This is a genomic window from Hydrogenophaga sp., from assembly GCF_965657535.1.
Classification (GTDB): Bacteria; Pseudomonadota; Gammaproteobacteria; order Burkholderiales; family Burkholderiaceae_C; genus Hydrogenophaga.
Genome location: NZ_CBFHOP010000001.1, coordinates 482653 through 498919, shown reverse-complemented (window position 1 = coordinate 498919; position 16267 = coordinate 482653). Strand labels below are relative to the sequence as shown.

Annotated in this window: 18 protein-coding genes; 11 read left to right on the top strand and 7 right to left on the bottom strand. The window is 66.6% G+C overall.

Going from position 1 to position 16267, the window contains the following annotated elements:
• Positions 1-11 precede the first annotated feature (11 nt).
• The 4 genes from ACTG4K_RS02430 to ACTG4K_RS02415 form a co-directional block, all read right to left on the bottom strand.
• The gene (locus tag ACTG4K_RS02430; protein ID WP_439112604.1) at positions 12-1280 is read right to left on the bottom strand and encodes an MFS transporter; all 1269 of its coding nucleotides are present in this window, start codon (positions 1278-1280) and stop codon (positions 12-14) included.
• Positions 1281-1578: 298 nt separating this feature from the next.
• On the bottom strand, positions 1579-2265 hold the full coding sequence (locus ACTG4K_RS02425; RefSeq protein ID WP_439112603.1) for a response regulator: 687 nt from the start codon (positions 2263-2265) through the stop codon (positions 1579-1581).
• Positions 2262-4187, bottom strand: coding sequence for a type IV pili methyl-accepting chemotaxis transducer N-terminal domain-containing protein (locus ACTG4K_RS02420; protein WP_439112602.1), 1926 nt, complete (start codon positions 4185-4187; stop codon positions 2262-2264). Before ACTG4K_RS02420 ends, ACTG4K_RS02425 begins: the two co-directional genes overlap by 4 nt.
• Before the next feature lie 3 nt (positions 4188-4190).
• Positions 4191-4688, bottom strand: a complete 498-nt coding sequence (locus ACTG4K_RS02415; RefSeq protein WP_439112601.1) for an RrF2 family transcriptional regulator — start codon at positions 4686-4688, stop codon at positions 4191-4193.
• A gap of 110 nt (positions 4689-4798) precedes the next feature.
• Here ACTG4K_RS02415 and ytfE point away from each other — a divergent pair, with 110 nt between their 5' ends.
• The 11 genes from ytfE (at position 4799) to ACTG4K_RS02360 (ending at position 13626) form a co-directional block, all read left to right on the top strand.
• Complete coding sequence (gene ytfE, locus ACTG4K_RS02410) at positions 4799-5506, top strand: iron-sulfur cluster repair protein YtfE (RefSeq protein ID WP_439112600.1); 708 nt, start codon at positions 4799-4801, stop codon at positions 5504-5506.
• A gap of 120 nt (positions 5507-5626) precedes the next feature.
• Complete coding sequence (gene ubiU, locus ACTG4K_RS02405) at positions 5627-6646, top strand: ubiquinone anaerobic biosynthesis protein UbiU (RefSeq protein WP_439112599.1); 1020 nt, start codon at positions 5627-5629, stop codon at positions 6644-6646.
• Positions 6647-6849: 203 nt separating this feature from the next.
• Positions 6850-7758 carry a ubiquinone anaerobic biosynthesis protein UbiV gene (gene ubiV / locus ACTG4K_RS02400; protein WP_439112598.1) on the top strand — a complete coding sequence of 303 codons (909 nt, stop codon included), beginning with the start codon at positions 6850-6852 and terminating at the stop codon, positions 7756-7758.
• Between the two features lie 5 nt (positions 7759-7763).
• A complete protein-coding gene (gene trhA, locus ACTG4K_RS02395) occupies positions 7764-8381 on the top strand; it encodes a PAQR family membrane homeostasis protein TrhA (protein ID WP_439112597.1) in 618 nt (205 codons plus the stop codon).
• A 25-nt stretch (positions 8382-8406) separates the two neighbouring features.
• On the top strand, positions 8407-8922 hold the full coding sequence (gene ubiT / locus ACTG4K_RS02390; protein ID WP_439112596.1) for a ubiquinone anaerobic biosynthesis accessory factor UbiT: 516 nt from the start codon (positions 8407-8409) through the stop codon (positions 8920-8922).
• Positions 8909-9307 (top strand): putative zinc-binding protein, encoded by a 399-nt coding sequence (locus ACTG4K_RS02385; RefSeq protein WP_439112595.1) that lies wholly within the window; start codon positions 8909-8911, stop codon positions 9305-9307. Before ubiT ends, ACTG4K_RS02385 begins: the two co-directional genes overlap by 14 nt.
• Positions 9300-9899: a UbiX family flavin prenyltransferase gene (locus ACTG4K_RS02380; protein ID WP_439112594.1), complete on the top strand. Its 600-nt coding sequence runs from the start codon at positions 9300-9302 to the stop codon at positions 9897-9899. Before ACTG4K_RS02385 ends, ACTG4K_RS02380 begins: the two co-directional genes overlap by 8 nt.
• Entirely contained in the window at positions 9896-11380 is a 1485-nt protein-coding gene (locus ACTG4K_RS02375) for a UbiD family decarboxylase (protein ID WP_439112593.1), read from the top strand. Before ACTG4K_RS02380 ends, ACTG4K_RS02375 begins: the two co-directional genes overlap by 4 nt.
• 58 nt (positions 11381-11438) lie before the next feature.
• Entirely contained in the window at positions 11439-12737 is a 1299-nt protein-coding gene (locus ACTG4K_RS02370) for an acyl-CoA dehydrogenase family protein (RefSeq protein ID WP_439112592.1), read from the top strand.
• Positions 12738-12814: 77 nt separating this feature from the next.
• Positions 12815-13222, top strand: a complete 408-nt coding sequence (locus tag ACTG4K_RS02365; protein WP_439112591.1) for a SirB2 family protein — start codon at positions 12815-12817, stop codon at positions 13220-13222.
• A gap of 8 nt (positions 13223-13230) precedes the next feature.
• Positions 13231-13626: a YbaN family protein gene (locus tag ACTG4K_RS02360; RefSeq protein ID WP_439112590.1), complete on the top strand. Its 396-nt coding sequence runs from the start codon at positions 13231-13233 to the stop codon at positions 13624-13626.
• A 30-nt stretch (positions 13627-13656) separates the two neighbouring features.
• Here the strand turns inward: ACTG4K_RS02360 and ACTG4K_RS02355 are convergent, their stop codons facing one another.
• From ACTG4K_RS02355 to ACTG4K_RS02345, 3 genes are all read right to left on the bottom strand, one after another.
• The gene (locus ACTG4K_RS02355) at positions 13657-14847 is read right to left on the bottom strand and encodes a phosphoglycerate kinase (RefSeq protein ID WP_439112589.1); all 1191 of its coding nucleotides are present in this window, start codon (positions 14845-14847) and stop codon (positions 13657-13659) included.
• Positions 14848-14944: 97 nt separating this feature from the next.
• The gene (locus ACTG4K_RS02350) at positions 14945-15703 is read right to left on the bottom strand and encodes a cytochrome b/b6 domain-containing protein (RefSeq protein WP_439112588.1); all 759 of its coding nucleotides are present in this window, start codon (positions 15701-15703) and stop codon (positions 14945-14947) included.
• Between the two features lie 15 nt (positions 15704-15718).
• Positions 15719-16234 carry a diheme cytochrome c gene (locus ACTG4K_RS02345; RefSeq protein ID WP_439112587.1) on the bottom strand — a complete coding sequence of 172 codons (516 nt, stop codon included), beginning with the start codon at positions 16232-16234 and terminating at the stop codon, positions 15719-15721.
• Positions 16235-16267: the final 33 nt, after the last annotated feature.

Below are 16267 nucleotides of genomic sequence, written 5' to 3'. Positions count from 1 at the left end.
CCGGATGGGGCTCAGTTCTGAAGGGAAAACGGTTTGGCGTCGGGGCCCATGATTTCGGTCTTGCGCACCTCGGTCCAATACATCCAGATCAGCGAGACCCAGACCACGCCGTACATCAGCATGAAGGCGCTGGAGCGAATGCCGGTGAGATCCATCAGCACGCCGAAGAGGATGGGCAGCACGAAGCCGCCGAGGCCACCGGCCAGGCCCACGATGCCGCTGATAGCACCGATGTTCTTCGGGTAGTCGTCGCTGATGTACTTGAAGACGCTGGCCTTGCCGAAGGCCCAGGCGATGCCCAGGATGAACATCAGGCCGGTGAACAGATAAACGTTGAGTCCAATGTGAAAGGTCTTCGGTCCGTCCACCGTGGCCACGGTGAAGTCGGTCTGCGGATACGACAACAGGAACAAGCAGATCCAGCTCACCCACAGCACCCACCAGGTGACCTTGTGTGCGCCGAACTTGTCGGACATGACGCCACCCATGGCGCGCAGCACACCGCCCGGCAGCGAGAAGCACGCCGCCAGCAGAGCAGCCACCCGGATGTCCAGGCCGAACTCGCCCACGTAGTACTGCACCATCCAGAGCGAGAGCGCCACGTAGCCACCGAACACGATGCTGTAGTACTGGCAGTACTTGAGCACCTTGGGATCTTTCAGCGCCTTGAGCTGGTCCATGAAGGACACATTGCTCGGCACCAGGTGGTCGGGGTTGGTGTAGGTGAACAGCCAGAACAGCACCAGCGTGCCCAGCATGATCGCGGCGTAGACCTGCGGCACCATGGTCCAGCCAAAGGCCACCAGCAGCACCGGCGCCACAAACTTGTTGACTGCGGCTCCCGAGTTGCCGGCGCCGTAAATGCCCATCGCCGTGCCCTGGCGGTTCTTCGGGAACCAACGCGCCACATAGGGCGTGCCGACCGAGAACGAACCGCCTGCCAGGCCAACGAACAGGCCGATGGTCAGGAAGTGCCAGTACGCGGTGGCGTAGCTCATCATCCAGATCGCAGGCACGGTGATCGCCATCAGGATGGCCATGACGATGCGGCCGCCGTAGCGGTCGGTCCAGATGCCCAGCGGCACGCGCACCAGCGAACCGGTGAGCACCGGGGTGGCCATCAGCAGACCAAATTGGGTGGAATTGAGGTCGAGCGCTTTTTTGATCGGGATGCCGATGACGCCAAACATCATCCACACCATGAAGCACACGGTGAAGGCCAGCGTGCTGACGATCAGCACGGACCATGCTTTCTTGTCGTTCTTGATTTCAGAGGCCATGTTCTTTCTCCAGAGACATGGCATGACTGTCCGTTTTTCGGGTGGTGCTGAACATCCACCGATGGGGCGCTTCGGCGCCACAGAAGAACGATGGGCCGACACCCTGGCATCGTTCCGAAGAACTACGCCAGCGCCAGAGTTACCTGCGCTTGATTTGTATCAATTGAATTTTTACCGCGCCCGGAGCGTGGTCTGCTGGCCGGTGGGTGGGTGGCACCGCCGGGCTGGCTTTGCCGGACGGCTGGTGCCGCCCACTTGAGGGGGTAGCGCCGAAGGCGGCGCGGCGGCGGGCCTTCTTCTAAACCAGCCCACGGCTGGTGGCGTACACCGCCGCCTGCACCCGCGAACTCAGGCCCAGTTTGCGCAAGATGTGCTGCACATGGATCTTGACCGTGGTCTCGGCGATGTCGAGCGCTCTGGCGATCAGCTTGTTGCTGTCGCCACGAGCGATGAGCAGCAAAATCTCGCGCTCGCGCGGCGAAAGCAGATCGGGAGACGGCCCAGTGGCGGGCTCCAGCGGCGCCGGGGCGGTCTCGGCCGGGCGGCTGCGAAACACAGAGACCAGCTTGGTCAGCATCTCTGGGCTGATCACCGATTCGCCCTGCAGTACCTTCACCAGGGTTTCGGCCAGTTGCTCGGATTCCACCGTTTTGAGCAGATAGCCATCGGCCCCAGCACGTAAAGCCGCCGCCAAGTCTTCTTCGTTTTCGCTCACGGTCAGCATCAGGATGCGGGCATTGCTTGCCGCGTCTTTCAGTGCGGGAATAGCCTCCACACCGCGCACGCCGGGCAGGTGGTTGTCAAGCAAGATCACATCGGGCTTCGGCGTCTGGGCCAGGCAACGCAAGGCCTCGCCCGCATCGCCGGCCTCGCCGATCACCTCGAAGCGGTCGTCTTGCGACAACAGGGCGCGCAGACCCCGGCGAAACAGGTGGTGATCGTCAACCAGCAGCAGGCGGATACGGGGAGTGGCACTGGAGGTCATGGGAGTGGTTGGATGTCGGTCAGGTTCAAACCCAGCGTGCCCACGCCCTGGGCACTCACCGGGTAGGGTGGCAGGGTCAGGGTCACGGTGGTGCCATCGCCAAGTCGGGACGCGAGCTCCACGCTGGCGCCAATGCGTTCGGCGCGTTCGCGCATGATCTTCATGCCCACGTGGTTCTCGCTGCGCTGCTGACCAGCGTCGAAACCGGCGCCGTTGTCGCGCACCTCAAAGCGCCAGCGCGCGGCCTTGTGCACCTCCAGGCTGACGTGGCTGGCGCCCGCATGTTTGCGCACATTGGACAAGGCTTCCTGCAGCACATGCAGCACCTGCACCTGCACGTCGGGCGGCAAGGGCAAACCGTCGCCATCCACTTGCAGCCGCGTCGGCAGGCCGGTCTGGTGCCGGAACTTCTGCAGGGTTTCTTGCAGCGCGGCTTCAATGTCGTCGGTGTTGGTGCGGGTGCGAAAGTGCACCAGCAACTCGCGCACATCGTTGATGCTTTCGCGCAGGCCCACATCGAGCTCGTCGAGTGTGGTCTGCACCTGTGCGGGCTGTTCTTTCTGGATGGCCGAGCGCAGCAGCTGCACCTGAATCTTGAGAAACGCCAGCGACTGGGCAATCGAGTCGTGCAGCTCGCGGGCGATCAGGGCGCGCTCTTCACCCACCGCCGCTTCGCGCTCCAGCGCTGCAGCGCGCAGGCCTTCCAGCGCGCTGGCGAGGTGGCTGGCCAGGGCGTCCAGCAGTTCGGTCTCGTCGGCGTTGAGCGCGATCTCACCGCGAAAAAACAAATCAATTTCACCAATGAGACGCTGCTGCAACCGCACCGGCACGCTCACCACATTCTGGTAGCCCGCCTTGGCGCAATGGCGCATGGGCGCCGCGTCGTGGCTGTGGATCGGAATCACGCGGGTGCGCGCGTCGGCCTTCAGGTTGCCGCAGGCGCAGGCTCCGGCCAGCAGGCTGCGCTCTTCGTCCATCATTTCTTGCGGAAAGCAGTCAGAAGCCAGCATCAGGTAGCGCTGGTTGGCTTCGTCGGACCAGCGCACCGCCACCGCGTCGGCCTTCATCACCTGCCGCACGCGCTGCGAGAACCCACGTGAAAGCTCTTCGATGGTGTTGGCGCTGGCCAGAAAGGCGCTCACCTCGTACAAGGCTTCGAGCCGGGCGCGCTGCGCTTCGATGCGGCGGGTTTTCAGCTCGACCTGGCTCTCCAGACCTCCGTACAGCGACTGCAGCGTGGCGGCCATGCGGTTGAAACCCGCCGCCACCTGGCCAAACTCATCGTTCGTGTTTGCCGCCACACGCACCGAAAAGTCGCCCGCTTCCAGCTGGCGCAAGCCCTGGCGCATGTTGCCCAGCGGGTTGATCACAAACCGATAGCCGGAGTAGAGCATGACCACCGCACCGCCGGTGGCCAGCGCCATCATGAGGAACTGAAACAGGTTGAGGATGGCGGTCAGCCCCGAGAGCTCTTCTTCGATCGCATGCACCAGGCGGTCAACGGCCGCGACAAAAACCTCTACCTCTTGCAGCGACGCCTGCGTCGAGACATTGCCCTGGAGCCACAGGCTGCGTTGCGCCTGCCAGAGCGTTTCAACCGCAGCAAACTCGCGGCTGACGCTCTCGTCCCAAGGCACAAACAGGGGTCGGGTCGGGTCGCCGCTGCGCAGCAGGCCCAGGCTTTCGTCGAATTGCGCCACCAGCGTGGCCACTTCGGGCGGCGGCCGCTGGGCCTGCACCGCGCTGGTGAGACGCCAGGTTTGCATGCGCATGCGCCCGGCCTCGTTGACGGCGGCCGCGCCGCCTTCGAGCTGCCAGGTGACCCAGAGCGTGAGCCCGATCGAAGCCAGCGCCACGATCAACAAACCAGCGCCAATACGGACCAGCTTGGTGGACAGGGAAGCGGTGGATGACATGCTCATAGGTTAGCGGCTTTCACCCTGCGCCGAAAGCAGTCGGGGCAACCCCGGCACCAGGCGCATGCGCTGGCTCGCGCGGGCGCCGGCGGGCATGGCCGCGGGCGCCACCAGGTCGGCCAACGTCACACCGTCGAGCACCTGCAGGTAGCTCGCCATGGCCTGCTGCAGCGCGCCCTTGAGCCGGCAATGGCCGTCAAGGCGGCAGCTGTTGTGGTCGGCGTCAAAGCATTCCACCAGCGTGAAGTCGGTTTCGGTCTGGCGCACCACGTCGCCCAGCACGATGTCTTGCGCGGGCTTGAGCAAACGCAGGCCACCGCCCCGCCCACGCGTAGTTTCCAGCAGGCCCATGCCCGAGAGCGTCATCACGATCTTGGTGAGATGGCTGCGCGAGATGCCATGGGCCTCGGCAATTTCACCAATGGTGGCTGGCTGCTCGCGCTGCGCGCAGGCGGCGCAATACATCAGCACGCGCAGGCTGTAGTCGGTCCAGTTCGTCAGGCGCATCGCGCATCCTCCCATTGACCGATGGTCTTTTGGTTGTTTTGAATATTCATGTTGTGTGAATTTTATGGGCTAATATATTCATACCAAATGAACATTTAAGGACCCAGACCATGAGCCACGCCACCGCCACCCTTGACCACCCCACCGACGACCGCGCCCAGCAAGCCATTGGCCAGATCGCCGTCAACCTGCCCGGCTCCACCGCCGTGTTTCGCCGCCTGAAGCTCGACTTTTGCTGCGGCGGCCAGGTGGCGCTGCAAACGGCCTGCGAAGCCAAGGGTCTGCCGCTGGACGCGGTGCTGGCCGAACTCGCCCAGCTCGACCGCCCGGCGGCACAAGCGGCCCCACAGGCACCCGGCGAAATGATCGATCACATTTTGGAGCGCTACCACGCGGTGCACCGCGAGCAACTGCCGGAGCTGATCCGCATGGCCCGCCGGGTGGAAGCCGTGCACCGAGACAGCCCCGACGTGCCGGTGGGCCTCGCCGCCCACCTGGAAGCCATGGAAGCCGAGTTGCTGGAACACATGGAAAAAGAAGAAACCGTGCTGTTCCCCATGCTCAAGGCCGGCGGCACGCCCATGGTGCGCCACCCGATTGGCGTGATGCGCGACGAGCACACCAGCCACGGTGAACAGCTGGAGCGCTTGATGGCCCTGAGCCACGACGCCACACCGCCCGCAGGCGCCTGCAACACCTGGCGCGCGCTCTACGCCGGCATTGCCCAGCTCTCAGACGACCTGATCAGCCACATCCACCTGGAAAACAACCTGCTGTTCCCGCAGTTTGAGCCCCAAGCGGCCGCTTGCTGCCCTTGACCGCAGGCTGTTTGTGCCAGGTCAAGCCATGAGCGGTTTGACCTGGGTCAACGGTTGCAGGCGGTTGCGCTGCTAACGTCGCGCCCGCTTCACATCCGAACCACCAAGGCTTCCCTACCGATGACGCCACCGACCGCCACCCTGGACCTCGTCTGCCCCGCCGGCAGTCTGCCCGCGCTCAAGACGGCGGTGGACAACGGCGCCAACTGCGTCTACCTCGGCCTGCGGGATGCGACCAACGCGCGCAATTTCGCTGGCTTAAATTTTGACGACGCAGCCATCGCCACGGGGGTGGCCTACGCCCACGCGCGCGGTTGCCAGGTGTTCATGGCGCTCAACACCTATCCCCAGGCAGCCCACCCGGAGCGGTGGCGCCAGGCGATGGACAAGGCGGTGCATCTGGGTGTGGACGCCGTGATCCTGGCCGACCCCGGCCTGATGCGATACGCCAACGAGCAGCACCCCAAGCTGCGCCTGCACCTGTCGGTGCAGGGCTCAGCCACCAACGCCGATGCCATCAACTTCTACCACCAGCAGTTTGGTATCTCGCGTGCGGTGCTGCCGCGCGTGCTGTCGCTAGAGCAGGTGCGCCAGGTGGTGCAAAAGACGCCGGTGGAGATCGAGGTGTTCGGCTTTGGCAGCCTGTGCGTGATGGTGGAAGGGCGCTGCGCGCTCTCGTCTTACGTCACCGGCGAATCACCCAACACGCACGGCGTGTGCTCGCCCGCCAAAGCGGTGCGCTGGCAAGAAACGCCGCAGGGGCTGGAGTCGCGGCTCAACGGCGTGCTGATCGACCGCTACACCCCGGGCGAAAGCGCGGGCTACCCCACCCTGTGCAAGGGCCGCTTTGACGTGGAAGCCGACACGAGCTACTACGCGATCGAAGAACCGACCAGCCTCAACACGCTTGCGCTGCTGCCGCAACTGCTGCAAATGGGCGTGCGCGCCATCAAGATCGAAGGGCGCCAGCGCAGCCCGGCCTATGTCGGGCAGGTCACCAAGGTCTGGCGCGAAGCGATCAACGATTGCCTGGCCCAGCCCCAGCACTACACGCCCAAGGGCAGCTGGATGGCCTCGCTCGACCAGGTGGCCGAGGGCCAGCAACACACGCTCGGGGCGTATCACCGCAAATGGAAGTAGCTGGTGGTTCCCCCCTGCGCCGCTGCGCGGCTTCCCCCCAGGGGGACGCACCCTGTGGTCCGGCGAAGCCGGTTCCACGGGTGCGCTGGGTTATCCGCGCGCTTCGGAGAGGGACGGGATCGCCGCTCCCCGGCTGTGACTCCCTCGCCCGGCTGTGGAGCGGGCTGGGGTGAGGGGCCGCCCCACACATGGACACCACTGAAATGAAACTGTCTCTCGGACCTTTGCAGTATTACTGGCCGCGCCAGACCGTGTTTGATTTCTATGAGGCCATGGCCGCGACGCCGGTGGACACGGTCTACCTCGGCGAGGTCACCTGTTCGCGGCGCCACGAGCTGCGTCTGTCCGACTGGCTGGACGTGGCGCAGCTGCTGGGCGATGCCGGCAAAACCGTGGTGCTGTCGACCATGGTGTTGTTGGAGTCGGGCTCCGACGCGAGCGCGATGCAGAAGATCGCAGCGAACACCGATTTCGGCATCGAAGCCAACGACATGGGCGCGGTGAGCGCCGTGGCGGGCCAGCGCCCGTTTGTGGCGGGCCCGCACCTCAACATCTACAACAGCCCCTCCCTCGTGTGGATGGCCTCGCTGGGTGCGGCGCGCTGGGTGGCACCGCTGGAAATGCCCCGCCAGGACCTCGCGCTTCTGCAGCACGACCGCCCGGCCGGCCTGCAGACCGAGGTGTTTGTGCACGGCCGCTTGCCGCTGGCTTTTTCGGCCCGCTGCTTCACGGCGCGCCACCGCAACCTGCCCAAGGACGACTGCCAGTTCAGCTGCCTCGACCACCCCGACGGTCTGATGCTCAAGACCCGTGAGCAGGCGGCGTTCCTGGTGCTCAACGGCATCCAGACGCAGTCGGCCCGGGTGCACAGCCTGATCGACGCCTGGGACGACCTGCTGGCCCTCGGCGTAGACATGGCGCGCATCAGCCCACAGTCGCAGCACACGGCAGCGGTGATCGGCCTGTACGACGCCGTTCGGCAGGGCGCGCTCTCGGGGCTTGAAGCCCGTGCTGCGTTGCTGCCCATGCTGCCGGACGCCGACTGCAACGGCTACTGGCACGGCCAGCCCGGCCAGGACCGCGTGGAACCCGCCGTGCGGGTGGCCGCCTGACACCCATGCACAGCGGCGAACGTTTCAACAGCATCACCCACCTGGTGGGTGCCGTGCTGGCCGTGGCCGGCGCTGCCACGCTCATCACCAGCGCCTCGCTCAAGGGCGACCCCTGGCGCATCGTCGGCTTCAGCGTCTACGGCGCCATGCTGGTGGCGCTCTACCTCGCCTCCACGCTGTACCACGCGCTGCGCGGGCGGGCCAAGAACGTATTTCAGAAGCTGGACCATTGCAGCATCTACCTGCTGATCGCCGGCAGCTACACGCCGTTTGCGCTGGTGTCGCTGCAAGGCGCGTGGGGCTGGTCGCTGCTGGGCGTGGTGTGGGCACTGGCCACGCTGGGCATCGTGCAAGAAATCTGGCTGGCGCGCGGGGACCGCGTGCTGTCGTTGGTGATCTACGTGCTCATGGGCTGGCTGGCGCTGGTGGCTGTGGTACCGCTGTGGCAGGCCCTGGGCCCGACCGGCTTTGCCTGGCTGGCCGCCGGTGGCGCGCTCTACACCCTGGGCATCGCCTTCTATGCCAACGACCACCGGCTGCGCCATGCCCACGGCATCTGGCACCTGTTCGTGCTGGGCGGCAGCGCCTGCCATTTCTTCACCTTGCTGATCTATGTGGCCTGAACGCCACCCCATTCATCTGATCCCCATGCCCGACACCACTGCCCAGGCCGAGCGCCGCACCCTTGCACCTCCGGTGGCCGCCGTGCTGTCGCGCCTGCCTGCTTACCCCGGCTCGCTGCTGCTGGTCGCCGGGCTCAACGGGGTGCTGGTGCGGCAACTACCGGGTGACGTGTGCGAACGCTTGCAAGGCCAGCGCATCCGCATCCATGTGCGCGACGCTGGACTGCGCTTCGACTTTGCGTGGCAGGGCGGCATGTTCCGCGCCCGCACACCACAGGCCAGCACCGAGCTCACCCTGAGCGCCAACGCCCACGACTTCCTGCGCCTGGCCCAGCGGCTGGACGACCCCGACACCTTGTTCTTCAACCGGCGCCTTTCGATGGAGGGCGACACCGAGCTGGGTCTGGTGGTGAAGAACGCGCTCGACGCGCTGGAGTTGCCGGTGTTTGAGCGGGGCTGGTGGACGCCCTCGGCGCTGCTGGCGCGACTGCAGCGGCTGCGCCCATCGGGCATGCCCGGGAGCCACCATGGCAGCCACTGACCACGCCCGCCCCTTGGTCTACGCCTGCTCGGGCTGCTCCAGCGCCGCGCAGCTGGCCAACTTTGTGGCCGTGCGGCTGGACCGCAGCGGCCTGGCCGAGATGTCGTGCATCGCCGGCGTGGGTGGCGACGTGCCCTCGCTGCTGAAGACGGCGCACTCGGGCAGGCCCATCGTGGCGCTCGACGGCTGCCCACTGGTGTGCGTGAAAAGCAGCCTGGCGCGCCACGGCATCACACCCACGCAGCACCACCAGCTGCAAACCTATGGCGTGCGCAAGCGCCAGCACGAAGACTTTGACCCCGCACAGGCCCAGCAGGTACTGCAGGCCGTGAGTGCCGCCCTGCCCCGCGCGCGCACCGCCGAAAAGGCCACGGCCGATGCCTGACGGTCCTCCCGCTCCACGGCGCCTGCTGGTGGCCATCTCCGGGGCCAGCGGGGCGGTGTATGGCTGGCGCCTGCTGCAGGTGATGGCCTCTGTGCCCGGCGTGCAGTTGCACGCGGTGGTGTCCGACGCGGGCTGGCTCACGCTGAAGCACGAACTCGACCTGGCGCCCAACGCGTTGCGCCCGCTGGTGCACACCCTGCACGATGCGGCCAACCTGGGCGCTGGCCCGGCCAGTGGTTCGTTCCGTTGCGATGGCATGGTGGTCGCGCCCTGCTCCATGCGCACGCTCGCGGCCATCGCCCACGGCCTCTCAGACAACCTGATCACCCGCGCCGCCGATGTGATGCTCAAGGAGCGCCGCCGCCTGGTGCTGATGGCGCGCGAAACACCGCTGCACCTGGGCCACCTGCGCAACATGTGCACCGTGACCGAAATGGGCGCCATCGTCTGCCCACCCATGCCCGCCTTTTACCTGCGCCCCCGGAGCATCGACGATCTGGTGGACGCCAGCGTGGCGCGTGTGCTCGATCTGCTGGACGTGCCGCACACCCTGAGCGAACGCTGGCAGGGCCTGGACATGGTGCGCGAATGACCTACAAAGACCTGCGCGATTTCATGGCGCAGCTGGAAGCCGCCGGTGAGCTTCGGCGCGTGGGCGAGCCGGTTTCGCCCCACCTGGAGATGACCGCGCTGTGCGACCGCGTGCTGCGCGCCGGCGGCCCGGCCCTGCTGTTCGAGCGGCCCACCGGCCACAGCATGCCTGTGCTGGGCAACCTGTTTGGTACCACCGACCGCGTGGCGCGCGCCATGGGCGTGGTCGGCCTGGGCGAGCTGCGTCAGTTTGGCGAAGTGCTCGCCGCGCTCAAAGAGCCGCAGGCGCCGGGCGGGCTGAAAGACATGGTCGGCCTGAGCGGTCTGCTCAAGACGCTGTGGCACATGAGCCCCAAAGAGCGCAGCTCGGCGCCCTGCCAGGACCGGGTGTTGGAAGGCGCCGACGTGGACCTGGGGCGCCTGCCGATCCAGCACTGCTGGCCCGACGACGTGGCACCGCTCATCACCTGGGGCCTGGTGATCACGCGCGGGCCACACAAGACGCGGCAAAACCTGGGCATCTACCGCCAGCAGGTGCTCTCGCGCAACCAGCTCATCGTGCGCTGGCTCGCGCACCGGGGCGGCGCGCTCGATTTCCGCGACCACGGCCGACAGCAACCGGGCCAGCCCTACCCGGTGGCGGTAGCGCTGGGTGCCGACCCAGCCACCATCCTGGGCGCGGTGACGCCGGTGCCCGACAGCCTGAGTGAATATCAGTTTGCCGGCCTGCTGCGCGGCGCGCGCACCGAGGTCGTGCGGGCGCTGGGCGTGCCGCTGCAGGTACCGGCCTCGGCCGAGATCGTGCTCGAAGGCCATATCCTCCCAGACGCATCGCACCCCAGCGGCTTTCAGCACGCGCTGGAAGGCCCCTACGGAGACCACACCGGCTACTACAACGAACGCGCCGAGTTCCCGGTGTTCACCGTTGAACGCATCACGATGCGGCGCGACCCCATCTACCACTCCACCTACACCGGCAAGCCGCCAGACGAACCCGCCATGCTGGCGCTGGCGATGAACGAGTTGTTCATCCCGTTGCTGCAACGCCAGTTCCCCGAGATCACCGACTTCCACCTGCCGTCCGAGGCCTGCAGCTATCGGCTAGCGGTGGTGCAGATCCGCAAGGCCTACGCCGGCCACGCACGGCGCGTGATGATGGGCGTGTGGAGCCACCTGCGCCAGTTCACGTACACCAAGTTCATCGTGGTCGTGGACGAGGACATCGACGTGCGCAACTGGGGCGAAGTCCTCTGGGCCATGAGCACGCGCATGGACCCGGCACGCGACAGCTTCACCATCGAGCACACCCCCATCGACTACCTCGACTTCGCATCGCCCGTGAGCGGCCTGGGCAGCAAGATGGGCCTGGACGCGACCAACAAATGGCCCGGCGAAACGCAGCGCGAATGGGGCCGGGTGATGCACATGGACCCGGCGGTGCGCGAGCGCATGGACCAGCTGTGCGCACAGCTGGGGCTGTGATCGGCACACTGTCGCCGGTGCGCTGACAAAGCCCCTTGAGCGACCCACAATGGACCGCATGGACTTTCAGCACAGCCCCCGGGCGCAGGCACTCCAGCAACAGCTGGAAGTTTTCATGCAACGCTACCTGCTGCCGTACAACGCCGCCTGGCACCAGGCGGTACAGCAAGGCGACTACCCGCCCCCATTCCTGGACGACCTCAAGACCCTCGCGCTTGAGGAAGGGCTGTGGAACCTGTTCCTGCCGAGCCTGCGCGACGGCGAGCCCGGCACCCGTCTGGACAACCTTGACTACGCGCCGCTGGCCGAGGCGATGGGAAAATTGCACTGGGCGGCCGAAGTGTTCAACTGCAGCGCACCCGACACCGGCAATATGGAGTTGCTGCACCGCTTCGCCTCAGCGGCACAGCGCGCGCAGTGGCTCACGCCGCTGCTGGAAGGCCGCATCCGCTCGGCCTTCGCCATGTCCGAGCCCGATGTGGCTTCATCCGACCCGACCAACCTGCAGACGACGGTGCGGCGCGAAGGCAATGAACTGGCGCTCAACGGTCGCAAGTGGTTCATCACCGGCGTGGCACATCCGGCCTGCAAGCTGCTGATCGTGATGGCACGCAACGCGGCCGACGAAGGTGCCGCGCCGGACACCAAACACCAGCAGCACAGCATGGTGCTGGTGCCGCTCGACTCGCCCGGCGTGGATGTGGTGCGCAACATCAGCGTGGTGCACCACCACGCACCCGAAGGGCATTGCGAGATCGTTTTCCGCAACGTACGGGTGCGATCGGATCAGTTGCTCGGCGGCTGGGGCGAAGGCTTTGCGATGGCGCAGGCGCGGCTGGGTCCGGGCCGCGTGCACCACTGCATGCGCACCATCGGCCAGTGCGAACTGGCGCTGTCGCTCGCCACCGAACGCGCGCTGGAGCGCCAGACCTTCGGCAAATACCTCGCGGACTTCGCCAACGTGCAGGAATGGATCGCGCTGTCGCGCATTGAGATTGACCAGGCGCGCCTGCTGGTACTGCGCTGCGCCTGGCTGCTCGACCACCCTGAACAGACCACACCTGCGGCCCTGCGCGCCCAGGTAGCGGCCATCAAGGTGGTGGCTGCGGGCTTGCAAACACGCGTGGTGGACCGCGCCATGCAGATCTTCGGCGCCATGGGCCTCTCGCCCGACACGCCCTTGGCGCAGTTCTGGACCTGGGGCCGCGCCCTGCACCTGCTGGACGGACCCGACGAGGTACACCTGCGCAGCGTGGCGCGGCACGAACTTGAGCGTGCGCGCGACCGCATGGGCGCTTCGTCGGCCTACTTCACCACGCCCGAACAGATGCGCGCAACGCCCCACATCGCAGCCTGATCCCTGGCACGCCAATGAGCGGTCCAAGGGGTGACGCACAATGCCGAGTCGCCAACATCCCAAGCCCCAAGCCGCCCATGCAAGCCTCCCTCATCGGCACGCTGTACCCCGCGCTGCTCCACACCCACATAGGTCTGGTCACGCTGAGCGCGGGCCTGTTTGTGTTGCGCTGGCTGGGTGTGCTGGGGGGTCTGCGCTGGCCCATGCAGCGCCTGTGGCGCACGCTGAGCGTGGTGATCGACACCGCGCTGCTGAGCGCGGGTGCCACGCTGTGGTGGCTGCTGCAATTGCACCCGCTGCACCAGCCCTGGCTGGGCACCAAGCTGGCCTTGTTGGTGGTGTACATCGTGCTCGGGTCGTTGGCCCTCAAGCGCGGGCGCACGTGGCGGCACAAGCTCGGTTTTGGTCTGCTGGCACTGGCGGTGCTGGCCTTCATGGTGTCGGTGGCGCTGACGCGGCACCCGCTGGGGTGGTGGCGCCTGTGAGCCAGCATGTGGCCGAAGCCCGCCAGCACCGCTCGCGCTGGGTGCGCGGCCTGCTGTGGCTAGGGGGTACGGTGTCGCTGGCGCTGGCAGCGCTGGGTGTGGTGTTGCCGGGCTTGCCCACCACGCCGTTCGTGTTGCTGGCCGCCGCCTGCTACGCCCAGGCCTCGCCGCGCTTGCACCAGTGGATGCTGAACCACCGCTGGATCGGACCGATGCTGCGCGACTGGGAGCGCGACCGCAGCCTGACCCGGCGCAGCAAGACGGTGGCCGTGCTGTCCATGGCGGTGATGGTCAGCTTGTCCATATGGAGTTTTCGCGGCCGCGTGGCGGTGCAGCTGGTGCTGCTGGCCACGGCCGCTGTGGGAGCCTGGGTGGTGCTGCGGCTACCCACCCGAAAGCGGTAGCCCCCAGCGCCCCGCCTGGCACGCTGCGTTTTACTCCGCGCGGCGCGCCAGCACCTCAAACGCCGGCAGCGTCTTGCCTTCCAGCACTTCCAGAAACGCGCCGCCGCCGGTGGAGATGTAGCCTACGTCCTTTTCAACGCCGTACTTGGCAATGGCGGCCAGGGTGTCGCCACCGCCAGCGATGCTGAACGCACTGCTGTCGGCAATGGCCTGCGCAATGACCTTGGTGCCGTTCTCAAAAGCCGCGAACTCGAACACGCCCACCGGACCGTTCCACACAATGGTGCCGGCCTTCTTCAGTTGCTCGGCCAGCAGCGCTGCGGTCTGTGGGCCAATGTCCAGAATCAGGTCGTCGTCGTCCACGTCGGTGGCGGCTTTCACCGTGGCCACGGCGTCGGGGCTGAAGGTCTTGGCGGTCACCACGTCGGTGGGGATCGGTACCGCAGCGCCACGCGCTTGCATGGCGTCGATCACGGCTTTGGCTTCACCCACCAGGTCGGGCTCGGCCAGGCTTTTGCCGATCTTCAAGCCGGCAGCGAGCATGAAGGTGTTGGCGATGCCGCCGCCGACGATGAGGCCGTCCACATTCTTGGCCAGCGCTTGCAGAATAGTGAGCTTGGTGCTGACCTTGCTGCCGGCGACGATGGCGATGAGTGGGCGGGCCGGTGCGGCCAGGGCTTTGCCGATGGCGTCCATTTCAGCCGCCAGCAGCGGGCCGGCGCAGGCAATGGGCGCGGTTTCGGCGATGCCGTAGGTGCTGCCTTCGGCGCGGTGCGCGGTGCCGAAGGCGTCGTGCACGAAGATGTCGCACAGCTGGCCCAGCTTGGCAGCCAGCTCGGGCTTGTTCTTCTTTTCGCCCACGTTCAGGCGGCAGTTTTCCAGCATGACGAGCTGGCCGGGTTCGACGCTGACGCCATCAACCCAGTTGGCCACCACGGGAATGCTGCGGCCCATGAGTTCGCCCATGCGTGCGGCCACGGGGGCCAGCGAGTCTTCGGGTTTGAATTCGCCCTCGGTCGGGCGGCCCAGGTGCGAGGTCACCATGACGGCGGCACCCGCGTCCAGCGCCATCTGGATGGCGGGGATGGACGCACGGATGCGGGTGTCTTCGGTGATGTGGCCGGCGTCGTCTTGCGGCACGTTCAGGTCGGCGCGGATGAACACACGTTGGCCAGCGGCTTGGCCGTTGGCGCAGAGGTCGGAAAAGCGGATGAATTGCATGGCGGTGGAATGTGTCGAAGTCAATGGAAGGGCAAACCCAACCATTGTAGGAAATGGCCACCCCCCGCCCTTCGGCGGCCCGGCGCGTGTCGGTGCGTCAGTCGTCGTGGTCGTGGTCGCCACCTGCGGTGAGGCTGCTCAGCGCCTGGGCCGTCACCAGCCCGTTGGGCGACTGCTGCCATTCCCACGCGCCATAGGCCAACACCGCCAGCAGCAGCCCGGCGGCGAGCCAGGCGCGGTTGTTTTGCACCAGGCTCGGCCCGGGGCCCGCCACGCGGCCGGTGAGCATCGGCAGCGCCTGGTTCTTGCGGCGCAGCAGGCTCAGGCCCGCAATCAGCGCCAGGTGCGCCAGCACCACAAACAGGAAGGCTTCGCCAATGAACTCGTGTACATCCTCCAGCCAGTCGCCACCCAGAAAGTCGCCCCAGTCGTTGTAAGTGCCGTAGCCACTCAAGGTGAGCGGCAACACCATGGCCAGCAGGGCTACCACGGCCAGTGCCATGAGCAGGTTTTGCGCCTGCCGCCAGTTGATGGACGAGAGCGATGGCGCGCTGCGCACCGACCGCAGCCAGGCCGGTGCGCCACTGAGTTTGCGCCACAGCAAGCCCAGCCCTGCCTGGCGCGGGCCAAACAGGCCATACAGCACGCGAAACACCAGCAGCCCGGCCATGGTGTAGCCCAGCGTGACGTGCAGCAGGCGGAAATGCTCGCCGTCGGCGCTGAGGTAAGCGCCCAGAAAACTCAGGGCAAACAGCGCGTGGAACATGCGCGTGGGCGCATCGGTAACGAGGCGGCGGGGGGCCGCAGCGTCGCGGGGTGCGTCCCCCGTGGAACAGCGGGTGGGTTGTGCGTTCATGGTGTGCTCCAAGGGTCAGTCGTTCCAGGCGCGGCGGTAGCGGGCGTCCAGCCCGGCCGGAAACTTCAGGTCATCGTCGTCGTAGTTGCCTTGGTCCGCGCCGGTGTGGCAGGCAGCGCAGTTGGCAGCGCTTTTCACGCTGGCGTGTTTCCAAACCGGGGGCTCGATGTCGCGGTGTTTGCGCTCAAACCACACCGAGCGGGTGATGCGGTCTTGCGGGGGCACCTCGGCCACGCGCTTGTAGGTGGCGGCATTGGCCTGCAGCCAGGTGCCGAGCTGCTGCACGGTCGCGGCGTCCAGCGCGGCGTCGGTGCCGTAATGCTGGTCCAGCCCGGTCATGATGCGTTGCCACGAGCGCGCGGGCAGCATGCCCGGTGGGTAGGCGGTGTGGCAGGCGGCGCATTCGGCGGTGTAGGCCGCGGGCATGTCGCGTGGCAGCAGGCGGGCGCTGTCGGCGTGGGCCACCGAGAGCGTAGCAAAGCCCAGACCAAAGGCGAGCAAAAGCGAACTGAAATGGCGCGTGTGTTGCATGGCGGACTGCGTAACGTTGGAGGTGGCTGGGGG

Coding starts and splice junctions, on each gene's coding strand:
- ACTG4K_RS02430 (WP_439112604.1), bottom strand. CDS start 1,280: ATGGCCTCTGAAATCAAGAACGACAAGAAAGCATGGTCCGTGCTGATC.
- ACTG4K_RS02425 (WP_439112603.1), bottom strand. CDS start 2,265: ATGACCTCCAGTGCCACTCCCCGTATCCGCCTGCTGCTGGTTGACGAT.
- ACTG4K_RS02420 (WP_439112602.1), bottom strand. CDS start 4,187: ATGAGCATGTCATCCACCGCTTCCCTGTCCACCAAGCTGGTCCGTATT.
- ACTG4K_RS02415 (WP_439112601.1), bottom strand. CDS start 4,688: ATGCGCCTGACGAACTGGACCGACTACAGCCTGCGCGTGCTGATGTAT.
- ytfE (WP_439112600.1), top strand. CDS start 4,799: ATGAGCCACGCCACCGCCACCCTTGACCACCCCACCGACGACCGCGCC.
- ubiU (WP_439112599.1), top strand. CDS start 5,627: ATGACGCCACCGACCGCCACCCTGGACCTCGTCTGCCCCGCCGGCAGT.
- ubiV (WP_439112598.1), top strand. CDS start 6,850: ATGAAACTGTCTCTCGGACCTTTGCAGTATTACTGGCCGCGCCAGACC.
- trhA (WP_439112597.1), top strand. CDS start 7,764: ATGCACAGCGGCGAACGTTTCAACAGCATCACCCACCTGGTGGGTGCC.
- ubiT (WP_439112596.1), top strand. CDS start 8,407: ATGCCCGACACCACTGCCCAGGCCGAGCGCCGCACCCTTGCACCTCCG.
- ACTG4K_RS02385 (WP_439112595.1), top strand. CDS start 8,909: ATGGCAGCCACTGACCACGCCCGCCCCTTGGTCTACGCCTGCTCGGGC.
- ACTG4K_RS02380 (WP_439112594.1), top strand. CDS start 9,300: ATGCCTGACGGTCCTCCCGCTCCACGGCGCCTGCTGGTGGCCATCTCC.
- ACTG4K_RS02375 (WP_439112593.1), top strand. CDS start 9,896: ATGACCTACAAAGACCTGCGCGATTTCATGGCGCAGCTGGAAGCCGCC.
- ACTG4K_RS02370 (WP_439112592.1), top strand. CDS start 11,439: ATGGACTTTCAGCACAGCCCCCGGGCGCAGGCACTCCAGCAACAGCTG.
- ACTG4K_RS02365 (WP_439112591.1), top strand. CDS start 12,815: ATGCAAGCCTCCCTCATCGGCACGCTGTACCCCGCGCTGCTCCACACC.
- ACTG4K_RS02355 (WP_439112589.1), bottom strand. CDS start 14,847: ATGCAATTCATCCGCTTTTCCGACCTCTGCGCCAACGGCCAAGCCGCT.
- ACTG4K_RS02350 (WP_439112588.1), bottom strand. CDS start 15,703: ATGAACGCACAACCCACCCGCTGTTCCACGGGGGACGCACCCCGCGAC.
- ACTG4K_RS02345 (WP_439112587.1), bottom strand. CDS start 16,234: ATGCAACACACGCGCCATTTCAGTTCGCTTTTGCTCGCCTTTGGTCTG.